Consider the following 17,085-nt stretch of genomic DNA (forward strand, 5'->3'; position numbering starts at 1 on the left):
AAATAAAAGATCATTCAACCATGAAAATAACAGCCTTTGCAGCAAGTAATAGTACACAATCCATCAACTTAGAATTAGTCAAACACGCTGTGCGAGATTTGACAGAACACGACATTCAGATTTTGGATTTAAATGACTATGAAATGCCCATTTATTCACCAGAACGCAACCAAGAAGGAGTTCCTGCTCGAGCATTAGCCTTTAATCAAATACTAAAAGAAAGTGATGCTTTAATTATTGGTTTAGCAGAACATAACGGAACATTTAGTACAGCCTTTAAAAATATTTTCGATTGGGGATCTCGTGCAGATAAAGGGCTTTTCCAACAAAAACCCATGTTTTTACTTTCCACTTCTCCAGGACCAAGAGGAGGGCAATTCGTGATGGAATCAGCGAAAAATATCTTCCCCTTCTTTGGTGGAAATATTGCCTCTCACTTTTCACTGCCTAGTTTTCAGGATAATTTTAGAGCAGGTCATATTGTCAACGATCATTTAAAAATAGAATTTGAAGCGCGATTAAACGACTTTAAATCAACCCTTCACCAAAACTAACAACTACTTTTTCAACGCAAGAGGCTATTCCATAGGGATAGCCTCTTTTTATTGTAGTACAGATCACTCTGCTTTTTATCCACTATTTTGCGCCTTTCTTCTGTTTTTAAACTGCAAATTGATTCGTACCTTTGCACTACTTTAAAAAGCAGTAGCAGTGGTCTTGTTTCCTTATACAAGATCCTAGTACTCAATCGAAAACAGTTTATTCATTGTAAGCTGAAAAACCATTTTAACCATGAGCAGTAATTTATTCGTTCAATTAATTAAACAAGAAAGTAAAAATCTATTTCAACTGAAGCACAGTGATCGTCTATGGCACGTTCCCTTTATGGCGATGTTTGCCATTGGCGTTCCCCTGCTAACGGGGTGGTATTTCGATAATTTACAAGCAGGTTTACTCGCGTGTTTAGCAGGTTTAGTTATTCTATATGTGCCTGCGCACTTACCAACGCCTCAGCGTATGTTTATTATGTTGGTGTGCTCTTTTGGCTTTATGTTTTCCTATGTGGTCGGTGTTATTTTTAGCTTTAACTATCTCGTTTCAGCTGTTGTATTTGGTTTATTTGCCACGGCTGTTCATTGGATTTCGCTCTATTTCTCTATGCCGCCCCCAGGTAGTTTCTTCTTTATTATGATCGCTTCTATGGCGAGTAATACGCCTTTTGATTTTGATACCATCGCCACTCGTATTGGTTATTTTGTCTTGGGAACTATATTTGCCTGTACTCTCGCCTTAATCTATAGCTTTATCATCGGACGTCGATATTTGCCTCAAACACCAGTGCGAATCATACCCGTTGTTCCCATTAAAACACAAATGGACTACCTCATTCGCGCTTTGATTGTGGGAGCCTTTATGTTTATTTCGTTACTGCTTGGTAATTTACTCCATTTCAATAATCCGTATTGGATTCCGATTTCTTGCTTAGCTATTATGCAGGGGATTTCGCTGTATCACGTATGGCAACGTGCCTTACACCGCATTGCAGGAACCTTTATCGGCATCGGATTGTGTTGGGCGTTGATCTCCATCTCTCAAGAGCCCCTCTACCTGTGTATCTGTATCATGTTGCTGCAATTTATTATTGAGATTTTCATCTCGCGTAATTACACCTTTGCTGTTGTATTCATCACCGCTTTAACTGTTTTACTAGCTGAAGCAGGAAGCCCATTAATACATGCCCCTAACACTTTAATTCAAAGCCGCTTAATCGATATTATTATTGGTAGTTTACTTGGGGGAATTGGCGGATGGCTTTTACACCACGAATATATTCGACATCATACCGTGGATCAAATCAGAAGCACGCGCATTGTTTGGAAAAGAAAGCGAAAGAAGATGGAATCGTGATGGGAAATGGGAAATGGGAGAAGGGTGAGTGGTGAGTGGTAAGTGGTGAGTGGTGAGTTACAGTAAACCGTTAACTATGAACCGTCAACTATAAACCAAAAGGCTATACCTAATACTAAGTATAGCCTTTTGTTGAATTATAATACATGAAGAATCGATGATTTGAGGTATGAGTTTTATCCATCACTCGTCTTCAATTTCCATTCACCTAAATATGATACAACTGACTCAAAGGTAAGGATTGTGATGGTTGAATCGATACAGGTTGATTGTCAATGTGAATCTCATAGGTTTCGTGATTCATGGCAATATGCGGTTGACTCGCATTGTGAATTAGATCTGATTTTTTCACTTGACGGGTATTTTTTACTGCTTTTAGGGCTTTTTCAACCCCTAATTCTTGCAATCCACCGTGATCAATGGCTTGTTGCGCTACGAATAGGGCCGAAATTTCGCCTACTACTTTGCCGAATGTTCCCCACATTGGACGATACATATAAGGTTGTGGGGTTGAAATAGATGCATTGGGATCTCCCATTCCAGCATAGGCAATTACCCCTCCTTTGAGTACCATCTCAGGTTTAATTCCGAAAGCGCACGGTCGATAGAAAACTAAATCAGCCATTTTACCTACCTCAATAGAGCCTACATAATCGGCGATACCATGAGTAATAGCTGGATTAATGGTGTATTTTGCTACATAGCGTTTGGCTCTAAAGTTGTCACTTGTGGCATCAGGGTGTAAGGGACCAAAGTCTTTCTTCATTTTATCGGCAATTTGCCAAGTACGCGTTACGACTTCACCAATACGCCCCATGGCTTGGGAGTCAGAGCTCATCATCGAAATGGCACCCATATCGTGTAAAATTCCTTCTGCAGCAATGGTTTGCTCGCGAATGCGCGATTTGGCAAAAGCAATATCTTCGGGTATATTCTTGTCGAGGTGATGGCAAATCATCATCATATCCAAGTGTTCATCAATGGTATTGATGGTGAAGGGATTGGTCGGTGTTGTAGAAGAAGGTAATATATTGTCATACTCCACCACTTTCAATAAATCAGGGGCATGTCCACCACCAGCGCCTTCAGTATGGTAGGTGTGAATGGATCTCCCATTGAAAGAATTGAGCGAATCTTCTACAAATCCAGCTTCGTTTAGGGTATCGGTGTGAATACAAACTTGAATATCGGCTTCATCAGCAACTTCCAAACACTTATTTAGCACATAAGGTGTACTTCCCCAATCTTCGTGAATTTTCATTCCACCTGCACCTGCGGTTACGATTTCGTGTAAAGCAGTTGCGCTAGAACTATTTCCTTTGGCTAAAAAGATGAAATTTACTGGTATTTTGTCCGTTGCCAATGCCATGCGTTGTAAATGCCATGCGCCTGAAGTACAGTTGGTTGCTAAGGTTCCGGCTGCAGGACCTGTTCCGCCACCAACAACGGTTGTTGTTCCCGATTGTAGTGCCACATCGAATTGCTGTGGACAGATATAATGCACATGGGTATCAATGGTTCCTGCTGTCACAATCAGGTTTTCACCCGCGATGTATTCCGTTCCTACACCTACAATCATATGAGGAGATACTCCATCCATCGTCAGGGGATTACCTGCTTTTCCGATGCCTACAATAACGCCATTTTTGATGCCAATGTCGGCTTTTACAATTCCCCAATGATCGAGGATGATCGCATTGGAGATTACGGTATCTAAAACCTGTTCTTTTGTCGCTAACGGATGTTGTCCCATGCCATCGCGTACCACTTTTCCACCACCAAAAATTAATTCATCTCCATAAGTAGTGTAGTCTTTTTCTATTTGGATCCAAAGATCGGTATCCGCCAAACGTATTTTGTCTCCTGTTGTTGGACCAAAATAGCTAGCATATTCTTTACGTGATATTTTTTTCATTTTACTTTTCCGCGTTTAAAATTAAATCGAACCATTTATCTTTCCTGTAAAACCATGGATGATCTTTTCTCCTCCATATTCTACAAGCTCTACTGTTTCAGTTACGCCAGGCATAAAGCGAATAGATAAACCAGAAGCAATATCCAAATGGTAACCTTTGGTCTGTTCACGATCAAAAGCCAAAGCTGGGTTTACTTCGTAAAAATGAAAATGAGATCCCACTTGTACTGGGCGATCCGCTGTATTGACAACCGAAAGTTGAAGGCGTTTTCTACCTGCCGATAGTACAATATCATCGGATACATAGGCATAGGCTCCAGGTTGTTGTGCCGTTGATGCACTAGATGGAATAGGATTATTGAGTGAAACGAGTTTTGTTCCATCTACAAACATCGCTTCCACTTGTAATTGTTCGACTAATTCGGGAACCCCTTGCATTACATCTTCACTGCTTAGCAGTTGATTGCATTCGCCAATCAATTGTTGTACCGTTTTGCCCTCTCTTGCTCCCTCTATCACATGCCCAGATAAATAGGCTACAGCTTCAGGGTAGCTCAGTTTTAATCCTTTTTCTTTTCTGTTCTTTGCGACAATTGCCGCAAATAAAAGAAGCATTTTCTCCTTTTCTTGGTGAGTTAAATACATAGTTCTTAAAGTTTTGTACAAAAGTAAGGGCTTGACTCGCTCAAGTAAATAGCCATATCATGCCAATACTTTCCTTTTTCATGCTATGCTAAACTGTTGTTTTTTTACTTACCTTTAGCAGTGTTTTTTACTGTATTTTTATATGAAAGAGGTTGCTTCGATTTTATCTAGTTACGATTATAAAAAAAGATATTTACCCTATCTCGATTTTGCAATAGCAAGCAACACCAACTCCCTTCAAGTTTATAAAATAGAAGAATATTTAACGGGTATCGTAAAACCAGTAAGTCCTTACCGAACGGCCTTTAGCTTTATTATTTTTGTTACCCAAGGTGAATTTGAACAGCTGATTAACTTTCAACAGTATCGCATTGTTTCAGGGGAGTGTTTACATGTTAAACAAGGACTTTGGACGGCTACGCAATACCTATCAGAAGATGTCAAAGGATTTATTATTTTCTATGAATCAGACATTTTTACGCAGTATTTGTTGATGCACGACAAAAAGGAGGAGATCAAGTATATGCCTTACTACAAGTTAGACTATTATGATGCACAAGCGCTGACGGCTAGTCTATTGCTGCTCTATGGAGAATTGGGGTTGAGTACGATCAGACCTAGTGTGTATGTCCCTATTTTTTACTCCATTTTATCGCGATTAAACTGTTATACGGCTAATTATACCTTTAGTTCAAGAGATTTAGAGATTGCCTTTCGATTTAAAGAATTGGTGATTGACTCCCATATTCGAGAGAAATCTGTGAGCTACTACGCGAGTTCCTTGTGTTTGTCAGAAAATTATTTGAATCGATGCAGTAAGACAGTGCTTGGACGTTCTGCCAAACAATTGATTAATGAAGTTAATGTGGCCTATGCCAAATTACTTCTGGTTCATACCACGCGAGATATTGCCTCTATTGCATTTGAATTGGGGTATCCATCACCGAGCTATTTCTCCAAGTTCTTTAGAAAGGAAATGGGAGTATCACCGAATGAATATAGAACGAGTGAACGAACAACTATTTTAGATCGTTGGAAATAAAAAAAACAAGGCTCTTTTTTGTAAAAAAAGAGCCTTGCAATCATTTAATTTAGATGCTAATTTGCTAAAGGACGATGAACCACACGCAGCAGTTGCTGGCCTACTTGGATATCATAGGTAAAAACAGCTGTGGTTAGCTCTACAATACGCACCTTGCGTTCCCATGCAATCGATCGGTCTGGATTTCGGGCCATGAGCGTGCGTTGGGTCCCATCAACAGAGACGTACCAATCTCCTGTAGAACGTACCTTTTTTTTGTTGTTAAAGGCTGTAAAAATAAAGGAACCATTGGCGTATTTACCTTCTTTGTTTTTAGGGAAGTACGCATTACCGTGGGCATTTGTATAGTATACATCTCCTGAGAAACTAGCTGCAGGAGCTACGTTCATATTCAGTTTTTTCGCCCGTTCAATACCTGCTGTAATATCTAAAACTTCTACTGTTTTCCAATCAACAGCTGCTAAAATTTGCGCGGGAGTTAAAGGTTCTGGGTGATTGGTCACAGGTTGATGGTCCACGTCGTAATATACAGCTGGTTGACTGGCATTGGGAACAACTCTATAGGTAAATAAGCTGTTGTTCAGCGCAAGAAAATCAATTGTACGTGCATACGCAATGGTATTGTCGTTGTTGTATACCGTCAACAGTCGTTTTGTTTCACCATCTGTTAACTTCCATCTACCAAACATTTTAGGTCGATCATTAAAATCAATGATGCGAAATGTTCCATCAGGACGGTAATACGCAAATCCAGCATAGGTTTTAGCTGGTTGAACGCCAAGATCGAGCTTCTTCTTTTGGTTGTCTCTTACTTCAGTCGTTTTCCATACGTGCTTGGCAAGCATAGCTGTTTTAGTTTCTTGTATTGTGTTAGAGCCTTTGTGATCATCACTAGAACAAGAGGGCAATGTGATAGCACTGAAAGTAGCTAGAAATAGCGCTACTAAAAAAAATTTTATTCTCATATAGTTAAATTTTATGAGAACAAATGAAAAACTAAATGCCGGATTTGTTTTCCAAAAAGGTATATTCTTATCTACCGTTTTGATAATTTAGGACTTCCTATTGAATTGTATGCGAATCAGGAATGATGGTCGTATTCTTTATGATTTTTTGATGATTCGTCTAATTTTAAAATCCAATGCCGCGTATAACAGGGTAACAAAAGGGCTTAGGTAGTTGAAGAAGGCGTAAGGCAAATAGGTCAAGGTCGGAATACCAAGTACACCTGCGTGATAAGCACCACAGGTATTCCACGGGATTAATACGGAGGTTACAGTTCCAGAATCTTCTAATGTTCGACTGAGGTTTTCTGGAGCGAGTCCTTTCTGTTTATATGCATCAGCAAACATTTTACCTGGTACTACAATAGAGAGGTATTGATCGGATGTCATAATGTTGATGGCCAAGCAACTAGCTACTGTACTAGCGAAGAGTCCAAATAAGTTATTGGCGATTTTCAATAGCGATAGGGATATTTTCTGTAAAGCGCCAATAGCTTCCATAGCACCCCCAAAAAACATAGCACAAAGAATTAACCAAACGGTATTGAGCATACTAGCCATACCACCGGCTTCAAATAGTCCATTGAGACTTTCTAAGGGGGACAAAATACGGATATCTGTAGTTAATGCAAGCATTACTCCTTTGTAGGCGTTATAGAAATTAAACACATCACCACCAGCAACATCGACAACAATATTGGGCTGAAAAATAAGGGCAAAGACCGCGCCTAATAAAGTGCCAATCAGTAGCGCAGCGATAGGCTGTACTTTTTTGACAATCAATATAATTACAAAAACAGGGACAATAAATAAGAGGGGCGTAATGTGAAAGGTATCGCTAATAGCAGCTAGTGTTTCTGCTGTATCTACCTGCCCATCGGCACCATAGATAAAACCTAAGATACTAAATAGAATCAGCGTGACCACATAGGTTGGAACTGTGGTGTATAACATATAGCGAATGTGAGTAAACAAATCCGTACCTGCCATAACAGGCGCAAGGTTGGTTGTATCCGATAAAGGGGATAGTTTATCTCCAAAATAAGCCCCTGAGATAACCGCTCCACCAATAACACCTAAGGGCATGCCCAAGGCATTACCAATGCCCACAAGCGCGATTCCCACTGTTGCAGAGGTTGTCCATGAACTTCCTGTAGCAATGGAAATGATGGAGGTAATAATTAGACAGGCAGGGAGGTAAATGGAGGGATGTAAGAGTTCTAGTCCGTAGTAAATCATACTGGGAATAATACCACTTAACAGCCAAGTACCCGATAAGGCGCCTACAAGCAATAAAATAAAAATAGCATTGGAGGTATCGCGAACGTTATTTACAATTTGCTGTAGTATTTTGTCATAAGAAACACAGTTAAACAAACCGACAGTAATGGCAATTGCACCACCTACAAGTAAGATAAATTGATTCGTTCCTGATAGTGCGTCATCCCGGAAAACAAAAACATTAATAGCCAATAAGACAACGAGTAATACAACAGGGATTAGTGATTGTGCTAATGAAATAGGCTTTTCTTGTTTTTCCTGCATGTTGATTCAGTTTAAAAGGGGTGAATAAAAAAGTAAAAGTACTTAATTTAGCTGAGTACTGCTCTTTTATGCACATAAACTGTACCAAAAATGCACGGTTTGTTTTTCGCGCGGTTTGTTTTTGCGCGGTTTGCGCGGTTTGTAAATTTGTTTATAAATAACAAACCGTGCAAACCGCACGAACAGCACACACCGCGCGCAAAAAAAAAATCAACTTCCGCAAGACAGGCATTCCGGATCATCTAGGGAACAACTGCTTGTAGGGGAGGGGCGTTGAAGCAGCCCCGTATCAACAGTAAATTTGATGGCATCAACAGCGGGTCTTGTTCGCAGGTAATACATCCCAGTTTTTAACCCTTTTTTCCAGGCATAAAAGTGCATGGAGGTTAGTTTACTCGCGGTGGGTTCAGCTAAAAATAGGTTGAGTGATTGGGATTGACAGATAAAGGCTCCGCGATCTGCGGCCATGTCAATTAGGGTTTTTTGTTTGATTTCCCAAGCGGTTTTGTACAGCGCCTTTATATCCTTGGGGATGTTAGGGATGGATTGAATAGAGCCATTGGCGGCAATGAGTTGATTCTTTACCGTAGGATTCCACAAATTCAGCTGTATTAAATCTTGGAGCAGGTGTTTATTCACCACAACAAATTCTCCAGATAGCACACGACGGTTGTAAATATTGCTCGTATAAGGTTCAAAACACTCGTTATTTCCCAAGATTTGCGAAGTGGAAGCCGTTGGCATTGGGGCAAGAAGAAGGGAGTTTCGTACGCCATATTGTTTAATTTGTTCGCTTAAACTAGACCAATCCCATCGATCGGAGGGAGAAATTTTCCATAAATCAAACTGAAAAATACCCTGAGAAAGAGGAGATCCAGCAAAGGTTTCATAGCTTCCATTTTCTTTAGCTAAGGTCATGGAAGCTTCTAAAGCAGCAAAGTAGATCGTTTCAAAGATGTCGCGATTCAAGGTTTGAGCTTCCTCACTTTCAAAAGGCAAGCGCAACAACATAAAAACATCAGCTAGTCCTTGTACACCAAGACCAATGGGGCGATGACGATGGTTCGAACGCGCAGTTTCTGGTAGGGGATAGTAGTTGTGATCAATAATTTTATTGAGGTTTTTGGTGATGATTTTCGCAACTTCATACAGCTTTTGAAAGTCGAATACCCCGTCTTCTACATAGCGGGGTAACGCAATAGAAGCGAGGTTACACACGGCTATCTCTTCGGAATCGGTGTATTCCATAATTTCCGTACACAAGTTGGAACTGCGAATCGTACCCAAGTTCTGTTGATTGGATTTTTGATTGGCAGCATCTTTGTAGCACATAAAAGGAGTTCCCGTTTCAATTTGGGTTTCAACTATAGCTTGCCACAAAGTTCGTGCGGGTAGGGTTTGGCGGGCTTTATTTGCTTGTTCGTAAGCGATATATTGTTCGTCAAAGGCCTCTCCATACAAATCACATAAACCTTGTACTTCATTGGGATCAAACAAGGACCAAGGCGCATCTGCTTCTACGCGTTTCATGAAGAGATCGGGAACCCACAAGGCAGGAAATAAGTCGCGCGCACGCATTTCCTCTTTGCCGTGGTTTTTTCGGAGGTCTAAAAAGTCGAGGATATCCGCATGCCAAGGTTCGAGATACACGGCAATTGCACCTTTTCTCTTGCCTCCCCCTTGATCAACATAACGCGCCGTTTCATTGAAAACCTTCAACATGGGGAGAATCCCATTGGAAACACCTCCTGTCCCTTTGATGTAACTTCCTGTAGCGCGTATATTGTGAATACTAAGACCAATACCTCCAGCCGATTGAGAGATTAGCGCACAATTTTTTAACGTATCATAAATGCCTTGGATGCTGTCTTCTTTCATAGTCAATAAATAACAAGAAGATAGTTGAGGTTTAGGAGTTCCCGCGTTAAATAGTGTAGGAGTGGCGTGAATAAACCATTTATTACTCATGAGGTTATAGGTTTCGATAGCGGCATCAATATCATTTTTATGGATGCCAATTGCGACGCGCATAAACAGATGTTGTGGGCGCTCCACGATTGTGTTATTGGTGCGAAGGAGGTAGGATTTCTCCAGCGTTTTAAACCCAAAGTAATCGAAGGAATAATCGCGTTCGTATATAATACTGCTATTTAATCGATCGGCATTTTGTTGAATGATGTGATAGGTTTCTTCCGCCAGCAGTGGGGCGTGAGTTTGGGTGATCGGATCGATATAATGATATAATTTTTCTGCTGTTTCAGCAAACGATTTTAGCGTGTTTTTATGAAGATTACTTACTGCAATACGGGCAGCCAAAATAGCAAAATCGGGGTGGGTTGTGGTATAAGCAGCCACGGTTTCTGCGGCTAACGTATCTAGGGTTGTCGTTGTGACGTTGTCGTATATTCCTTGGATGACTTTTTTGCTTATTTCGATGATTTCATTCTCCGTAATTTCCAGTCCATACACCAACTTGTGTAAGCGAGCGGTAATTTTGTCAAAGTGTACGGCTTCTTTTTTGCCATTTCTCTTTATTACATACATATTGTGTTTGTTTTATAAGTGGTTGGTATTAAAAGTCTTCGTTCAACGAAAAAGTAGTTGCTGCTGTCGCTTGTTGGGCTACCCCTGTTTTTTGGTATTCACCCACTCGGCGTTCAAAGAAATTGGTTTTGCCCTGTAAGGAGATGAGTTCCATAAAATCAAAAGGATTACTTGCGTTCCACAGTTTGGCATATCCCAATGTGACAAGTAGACGATCGGCTACAAATTCAATATATTGACACATGAGGGCTGCATTCATGCCAATGAGTCGAACAGGTAGTGCTTCCGTGACGAATTCCTTTTCAATGGCCACGGCATCTCGAATAATGCTGTGTACCGTTTCTTCTGAAAGTTTGTTTTGTATGTGGTTGATATAGAGTAAACAAGCGAAATCACAATGAAGTCCTTCATCTCGGCTAATCAATTCATTGGAGAACGTTAGTCCAGGCATTAATCCTCGTTTTTTCAGCCAAAAGATAGAGCAAAAACTGCCCGAAAAGAAAATACCTTCTACCGCAGCAAAGGCGATTAAACGCTCAGCGAAGGTATCACTTTCAATCCATTTCAGTGCCCAATTAGCCTTTTTTTGTACGCAATCAATGGTGTCAATGGCACGCAGTAAATAGTCTTTTTCTTTGGGATCTTTGATATAGGTATCGATAAGAAGGGAATACATTTCGGAGTGGATGTTTTCGATCATAATTTGAAAACCATAAAAACATCGTGCTTCTGCATATTGTACCTCTTGGATGAAGTTGATCGCTAAATTCTCATTGACAATACCATCACTTGCAGCGAAAAACGCCAATACCCGAGAGATGAAAAAGCGTTCTTCCTCTTTTAATTTATGGTGCCAATCCGAGAGATCTGAGGAAAGATCCACTTCCTCAGCCGTCCAAAAACTAGCTTCCGCTTTTTTGTAAAACTCCCAGATATCGTAATGTTCAATGGGGAAAATGACAAAACGGTCATTATTTTCTTGTAAAATAGGTTCTATCATAGCATTTTAATGTGTTTTATTGGTGTTTCGTTAGGGTTTGCATCAGGGCATCCCAGGTTTTATCCGTCGTGGTCTTGCATGGAGTACGTTGAGTAAAATCGGAATAGGTCAACAGCGCTTGTTTGAGATCACTTTGAATCTCCATACTTGAAATTTCGGTGTGTTCCAATAGGTGAATCAAGAAGTAGATAGCTCGTTTTAAGAATTTCTGTGCTTGATCCAATTGGTTGAGTTCTTCATACGTATACGCCAGGTTGTTACATGAAATGAGGTATACCTGTATGACCGGAATTTTTAATTGCACACACAACTCCCAATGATTGTTCAATACTTCGGCTCTATACATCGCCTCTTTGTAGCCTTTTAAAGCTTCGAGATAGTTTTTTTGATTAAAATTTTCATTGCTGGACACGGTTAAGGTTTTCCAATAGCGTTCCAGGTGATTCATACAGGTATCACTCATTTTATTTTAGATTTTGATTTACAAATTCCCAATTGACGATTTCCCAAAAGTTTTCAATAAACTGAGGTCTAGCGTTTCTGTAGTCGATATAGTAGGCGTGTTCCCAAACATCTAAGGTTAAGATTGGCGTTTTGTTGACGGTCAGCGGCGTATTGGCTTCTTTTAGGGGAATGATTTCCAATAGCCCTTGATCATTCTGTGCCAACCAAGCCCAACCACAACCAAATAATTTCGCTGCCGTGGTTGAAAATTGCGCTTTGAATTGCTCAAAACTCCCAAAATCACGTAGAATTAGCTCTGCTATTTTTCCCGTTGGTTCTTTTCCACCATTGGGAGATAAGCAATGCCAAAAGAAGGTGTGATTCCAGTGTTGTGCGGCATTGTTGAAAAGAGCAAGGTCTTGGTTTTGATGCCCTTTTAGGATGAGCGCTTCCACGGTTTGATCAACAAGGGGCGTATCTTGGATGATATCCTTGAGGTTGTTGACATAAGAAGCGTGGTGCTTGCCATAATGATAATCGAATGTTTCTTCGGTGATTAAAGGCGTAAGCGCACTTTTTTCATAGGGTAATTCTGGTAGTTGTAAGTCAATTTTCATGAGATATAATTTAGTTTACTGTTTATGGTTCACTGTTTACTGTTTACCTGACCACAAAGGTAAAAGTTATTTAGTATTATAAAAATATAATTTTAGATAACTCTAAAATTATATTTAGATTGATTTCGATTTGTGTTTGAACAAGCAATAGATCAGAAGGATAAAAGTTATTGGGAATTAAACAGGGGAATTTCCTTTTATTCCGTTGTTATCTTGTAATTTTGTACGGTATTAATTCTTAAGTCTATGATAGTTAGAGACAAAAAGCACATTGTTCAGATGCTTTTTATTTGGAAGGGATCCGTGCTAAAAAAAATCGCCCCGACGTTAATAGCCATCTTTCTCTTTTCTTGGTTGGTGTATTGGAGTCATTATTTTTTTCCAGAAATCATTATTCCTTTGAATGTAGGTGCTTTTGCCTTGGTCGGGATTTCGTTAGCGATTTTTTTGGGTTTTTGTAACAATGCAGCCTATGATCGCTATTGGGAAGGGCGTAAGCAGTGGGGGAATTTATTGATTTTCAGTCGATCGTTGACCTTTCAAATTTTGCATTTCATCAAAGAGGACGATCAATTTACCCAAAAGGACAAGCAATATGGGATACGACTGATCATTGCATTTTGTTATGCGTTGAATAAACAGTTGAGAAATAAAACGGATCTAGACATTGTACGTTCCTATCTATCCGAAGAGGTATATCAAGAGATGATGACCAAGCGATTCAAGCCTGTTTTTTTATTGAGTGAATTGACCAAATGGATCAATGCGCAGTACAAAGCAGGGCGAATAGACTCAATTACTCAGGCGAGAATGGATGAGCATTTGGGGCAAATGTCTATTATTTTAGGAGGATGTGAGCGCATTGTTCACACTAAAATTCCCTTTGTATACTTTATTATCCTTCACCGTACCGTTTACGTCTATAGCTTTCTGTTGCCTTTTGGATTAATTGATTTAATTGTGTGGACGATGCCGTTTTTTGTGACGTTTGTTGCCTATACTTTTATTGCATTAGATGCAGTAGTTGCGGAGATTTCAGAACCTTTTGGGGAGGAAGAAAATGACTTGGCCTTGGATCAAATCTGCGGTAATATTTCCTATTCACTATCGGAAATTTCAGATTTGCCTTTGCCGGAATTGGTAGTACCTGATGAGAATTATATTGTAAAATAGGAGAGGGTGAGTGGTGAGTGGTGAGTAGTGAGTGGAGAGTGGTGAGTCATCAACCATAACCTTTATTTCATTAAGAAAAAATTAACGCAATACAGATAAAAAAAAAGTGCCTTTATCGCATTATTTTTTTTGTCTTGTAAATTATTTTTGCTTAGTTTTTATCTAATGATATATGGGTGACTTTGAAGTAAATTCATTTTATGAGTTAATAATACACGATTTAGTGAATCGTGGTTACGCTGTGGTAGACTGTTTTTTCACTGAGAGCGAAATAGACCTGTTGCGAGCAAATTTTTTCATGAAGCAAGATTTGCAGGTATTTAAAAAAGCGGCGATTGGTCAGGCGAGTGAGGAGCAAGTGGTAGAAGAAGTGAGGGGTGATTTTATTTTGTGGTTGAATGAGCAGATGCCAGATGAAGTGGAGGCGATGTACTTTCAAAAGATGAATGCGTTTATTGCTTATGTCAATCGCACTTGTTACTTGGGGATTCAGCAAGGGGAATTCCACTATGCGAGTTATCCTGTTGGAACGGGCTATCAACGTCATTTGGATGTATTTCACAAAGATACGCGTCGAACGCTTTCGGTGGTGTTGTATCTCAATGAAAAGGATTGGACGCCTGCTAATGGAGGAGAACTGGTGTTGTTTTTACCCGATGAAGCAGGGGGGGAACGCGAAGAAATTGTCTATGCTTTACCAGGGCGTTTGGTTATTTTTGACAGTAAATCCATCGAACACGAGGTTCGAACGGTGCACAAACCCCGTTATAGTATTACGGGATGGTTGAAAACAAGATAAGAGAGTTAGGAAAACCTAACTCTTTTTTTATAGTGAATACCGAAATAACAGGTACGGGATTGGATGAAAAATATAAAAAAATCTCATATCATGAATATATAAGATAATTTAATAATGCTTATCTATTTTTGAGAGTGTATTATTGGTTTATTGTATTTTTTTTTTTGATAAAAAAATGTAATTTCATTGTGTTTTTGGTTTGATATTGTTTTTTTATTTTATTTTTTTAACTTGTTTGTTGTTGTTGTTGTTTAGGTATTAATTAACTAAAATTAGTGATTTAAATATCTTTTATTCTATTTTGATGCTTTGTATTTAATAAAATTAACTTAATTTTTTATTTCGTTTTATTTTATTAGTATTGTATTAGATCAAATAAGATAACAATAAACGAATACATCGTTTTTTTACTTTATAAATTGAAAGCAAGAAGCCTTATTTGATTAATAATTCAAATAAGGCTTTTTATTTGTGTTTTTTTTAAAATAAATTCACATAAATAAATTTTTTGTTCCCTAGACGTTCACGTGCTAGTATGTACTTGTAAACAATCTTCAAATGAAGGTTTTGACCACCTAAAATTTCTTCATAACATCTGATCATTTTGGAACGTATTAGAATTTTCAGTTGAGGGATTCGACTACTTCTAATCGATCCAATCTTATACAATTAAGCATATGTTTAAAGCCTTACTCTCTTTTATTCTCCTGTTTTGTTTTTTGAATTGTTTTGCACAAAAAAAAATAAGCGATACCCATCAATTGGTCTGGGTCAAAGGATTATCAACAGGACTGTCCGAAGCTGGATTTAATTATAATACGCGAATTCACGTTGGTGGAGCCTTTCCTGTACTCAATAAAAAATGGGCAACGTCCCAACATAGTTACGTTTATTATGTGGTCAAGAGCATCAAAGAAAATGAAAAGCTCTTTTCAATATATGATGATGGAGCATTACACACGTTCTATACGGATGTGATTAAATCGGACTTGGAAGTAAAGGTCGACTTAGCATATCTAGCTCAAGGCGCTATTGTTAATTTTAACTTTGTCAATGCCAATTATCGCAATAAATATGGAGAACGTATTTTCTATTTAGACAATACCTATGACAAATCCAATACCGCACTGTATGAGGTTTTAATTTGCAACGACTGCGGAAATCCAACCACGCGAAATAAAATAGAAACGTATTTGGCATTGAAATACGGCATCACTTTAGATGATAAAACCAAGTATTGGAGTAGTAATGAGGTACAGCTTTGGGATGCACAGCTCAATGCCACCTTTAATAACCATATTATAGGTCTTGCCAAGGATCGCTATTTTGGGTTAGAACAGCTAGCAACAGCAAGTAATGAAGAGCCCGCTGTTGTATTGAAAAAAACGGATAATGGGGAGGTTCTCGCCAATCAAAGCTTTGTGTTGATCGGCGATAATGGCAAAGAAAAAGCTTTCGATGCACAAAGCAATCGATTGAAACGACAATGGTTGGTGCAAAATAAAGGAGATCACGATCTAACAGTAGATTTCTCAGTTGCAGTAACTCCCGAAAAGGATATCGATTACTATCTCTATACCGCTGCAGGAGGGGAAGTCGCCCAGGATACATCTGATACGTTACAATTGAGCTTTAAAAATATCACTGTCAATACACAGACCGATACGTATTGGTCAATTGGAAGAGTAAGACCGTTTGCTATTGATATAGAGCAAGATACCTTGGGGATTAATCACAGCTATCAATTGTTGACGCATGGAGCAAGTGAACCGCCTTATGCAATTCAAGCGATGGATTTAAACACACAAGAGGAGTACTTCTTTGTCGCAGAAAATATGCCATTTGATTTGGATGAGCTACCGAAGTCGACCTATTCCTTTACCGTACGCGATAGTCAAGAACAACAAGCCACCATCGAGTCGATCGCCTTAGATTTTGACGCGTCGAATTTGATTGTCATGCCAACAACGTGGACCTTGAATGGAAGAGACCTGCTTGCTATTCAGCCGCAACTCAAGAAACCAAGCACTTCTTATGGGTACCGCTGGTATTTAGGCGATAGAGTCATTTCTACCGCTCCTGTTTTACGGGTCAATTACCCTGGGACTTTTGCCTTGGAAGTGGTGGATCACAAAGGGAAATACCAGCGTTTTGGTTTTACTGTTGACCAAGAAACTCAGCGAGACTCTTCACTAGATGAACACTGGTTTGTCAGTCCAAATCCCGTAAAAGCAGGAGAAGAATTCAAGGTACACTATGTATTTGGATCAGAAAAACACGTTGATTTTTATATCTATACCCTCGATGGGAAGTTTATTCAACGCGAGAAACACGGCCTTATCAAAGGAGGAACCTTTGCCTATCACTTAGCTGGACGAACCACCTATCTGTTGGTCTCTATCATCAATAGTAAAACATCACTTCAGAAATTAATTGTCAAATAAAACCG

General features: G+C 39.3%; 14 protein-coding genes. 6 read left to right on the forward strand and 8 right to left on the reverse strand.

All coding sequences use genetic code 11. The annotated features are described in order from the left end of the window. The first annotated feature begins 20 nt into the window (after positions 1-20). Entirely contained in the window at positions 21-554 is a 534-nt protein-coding gene (locus ACPDHL_RS07875) for an NADPH-dependent FMN reductase (RefSeq protein ID WP_430532228.1), read from the forward strand. A 238-nt stretch (positions 555-792) separates the two neighbouring features. Next, positions 793-1,908, forward strand: coding sequence for an FUSC family protein (locus tag ACPDHL_RS07880; protein ID WP_430532229.1), 1,116 nt, complete (start codon positions 793-795; stop codon positions 1,906-1,908). A gap of 208 nt (positions 1,909-2,116) precedes the next feature. Here ACPDHL_RS07880 and ureC read toward each other — a convergent pair whose 3' ends face one another. Next, positions 2,117-3,823, reverse strand: a complete 1,707-nt coding sequence (gene ureC, locus ACPDHL_RS07885) for an urease subunit alpha (RefSeq protein WP_430532230.1) — start codon at positions 3,821-3,823, stop codon at positions 2,117-2,119. A 21-nt stretch (positions 3,824-3,844) separates the two neighbouring features. After that, the gene (locus ACPDHL_RS07890; RefSeq protein WP_430532231.1) at positions 3,845-4,468 is read right to left on the reverse strand and encodes an urease subunit gamma; all 624 of its coding nucleotides are present in this window, start codon (positions 4,466-4,468) and stop codon (positions 3,845-3,847) included. A 142-nt stretch (positions 4,469-4,610) separates the two neighbouring features. On the opposite strand from ACPDHL_RS07890, the gene ACPDHL_RS07895 reads away from it, so the two are divergent. Next, the gene (locus ACPDHL_RS07895; protein WP_430532232.1) at positions 4,611-5,510 is read left to right on the forward strand and encodes a helix-turn-helix domain-containing protein; all 900 of its coding nucleotides are present in this window, start codon (positions 4,611-4,613) and stop codon (positions 5,508-5,510) included. Between the two features lie 56 nt (positions 5,511-5,566). Here the strand turns inward: ACPDHL_RS07895 and ACPDHL_RS07900 are convergent, their stop codons facing one another. The 6 genes from ACPDHL_RS07900 to ACPDHL_RS07925 form a co-directional block, all read right to left on the reverse strand. Further along, positions 5,567-6,475 (reverse strand): DUF4822 domain-containing protein, encoded by a 909-nt coding sequence (locus ACPDHL_RS07900; protein WP_430532233.1) that lies wholly within the window; start codon positions 6,473-6,475, stop codon positions 5,567-5,569. A gap of 138 nt (positions 6,476-6,613) precedes the next feature. Continuing rightward, on the reverse strand, positions 6,614-8,059 hold the full coding sequence (gene nhaC, locus ACPDHL_RS07905) for a Na+/H+ antiporter NhaC (protein ID WP_430532234.1): 1,446 nt from the start codon (positions 8,057-8,059) through the stop codon (positions 6,614-6,616). Positions 8,060-8,269: 210 nt separating this feature from the next. Then, positions 8,270-10,603 (reverse strand): ribonucleoside-diphosphate reductase subunit alpha, encoded by a 2,334-nt coding sequence (locus ACPDHL_RS07910; RefSeq protein ID WP_430532235.1) that lies wholly within the window; start codon positions 10,601-10,603, stop codon positions 8,270-8,272. Positions 10,604-10,631: 28 nt separating this feature from the next. Next, complete coding sequence (locus ACPDHL_RS07915; RefSeq protein WP_430532236.1) at positions 10,632-11,603, reverse strand: ribonucleotide-diphosphate reductase subunit beta; 972 nt, start codon at positions 11,601-11,603, stop codon at positions 10,632-10,634. Positions 11,604-11,619: 16 nt separating this feature from the next. Further along, positions 11,620-12,066, reverse strand: coding sequence for a tetratricopeptide repeat protein (locus tag ACPDHL_RS07920; protein WP_430532237.1), 447 nt, complete (start codon positions 12,064-12,066; stop codon positions 11,620-11,622). A gap of 1 nt (position 12,067) precedes the next feature. Beyond that, positions 12,068-12,664 (reverse strand): superoxide dismutase, encoded by a 597-nt coding sequence (locus tag ACPDHL_RS07925; RefSeq protein WP_430532238.1) that lies wholly within the window; start codon positions 12,662-12,664, stop codon positions 12,068-12,070. 246 nt (positions 12,665-12,910) lie between these two features. On the opposite strand from ACPDHL_RS07925, the gene ACPDHL_RS07930 reads away from it, so the two are divergent. The 3 genes from ACPDHL_RS07930 to ACPDHL_RS07940 all read left to right on the forward strand — a co-directional run bounded on the left by ACPDHL_RS07930 (position 12,911) and on the right by ACPDHL_RS07940 (position 17,080). Then, complete coding sequence (locus tag ACPDHL_RS07930; RefSeq protein ID WP_430532239.1) at positions 12,911-13,837, forward strand: bestrophin family protein; 927 nt, start codon at positions 12,911-12,913, stop codon at positions 13,835-13,837. 172 nt (positions 13,838-14,009) lie between these two features. Continuing rightward, positions 14,010-14,636, forward strand: a complete 627-nt coding sequence (locus ACPDHL_RS07935; protein ID WP_430532240.1) for a 2OG-Fe(II) oxygenase — start codon at positions 14,010-14,012, stop codon at positions 14,634-14,636. 677 nt (positions 14,637-15,313) lie between these two features. Then, positions 15,314-17,080: a hypothetical protein gene (locus ACPDHL_RS07940; protein WP_430532241.1), complete on the forward strand. Its 1,767-nt coding sequence runs from the start codon at positions 15,314-15,316 to the stop codon at positions 17,078-17,080. Positions 17,081-17,085: the final 5 nt, after the last annotated feature.

This window comes from Myroides sp. C15-4, assembly GCF_050522745.1.
Classification (GTDB): Bacteria; Bacteroidota; Bacteroidia; order Flavobacteriales; family Flavobacteriaceae; genus Flavobacterium.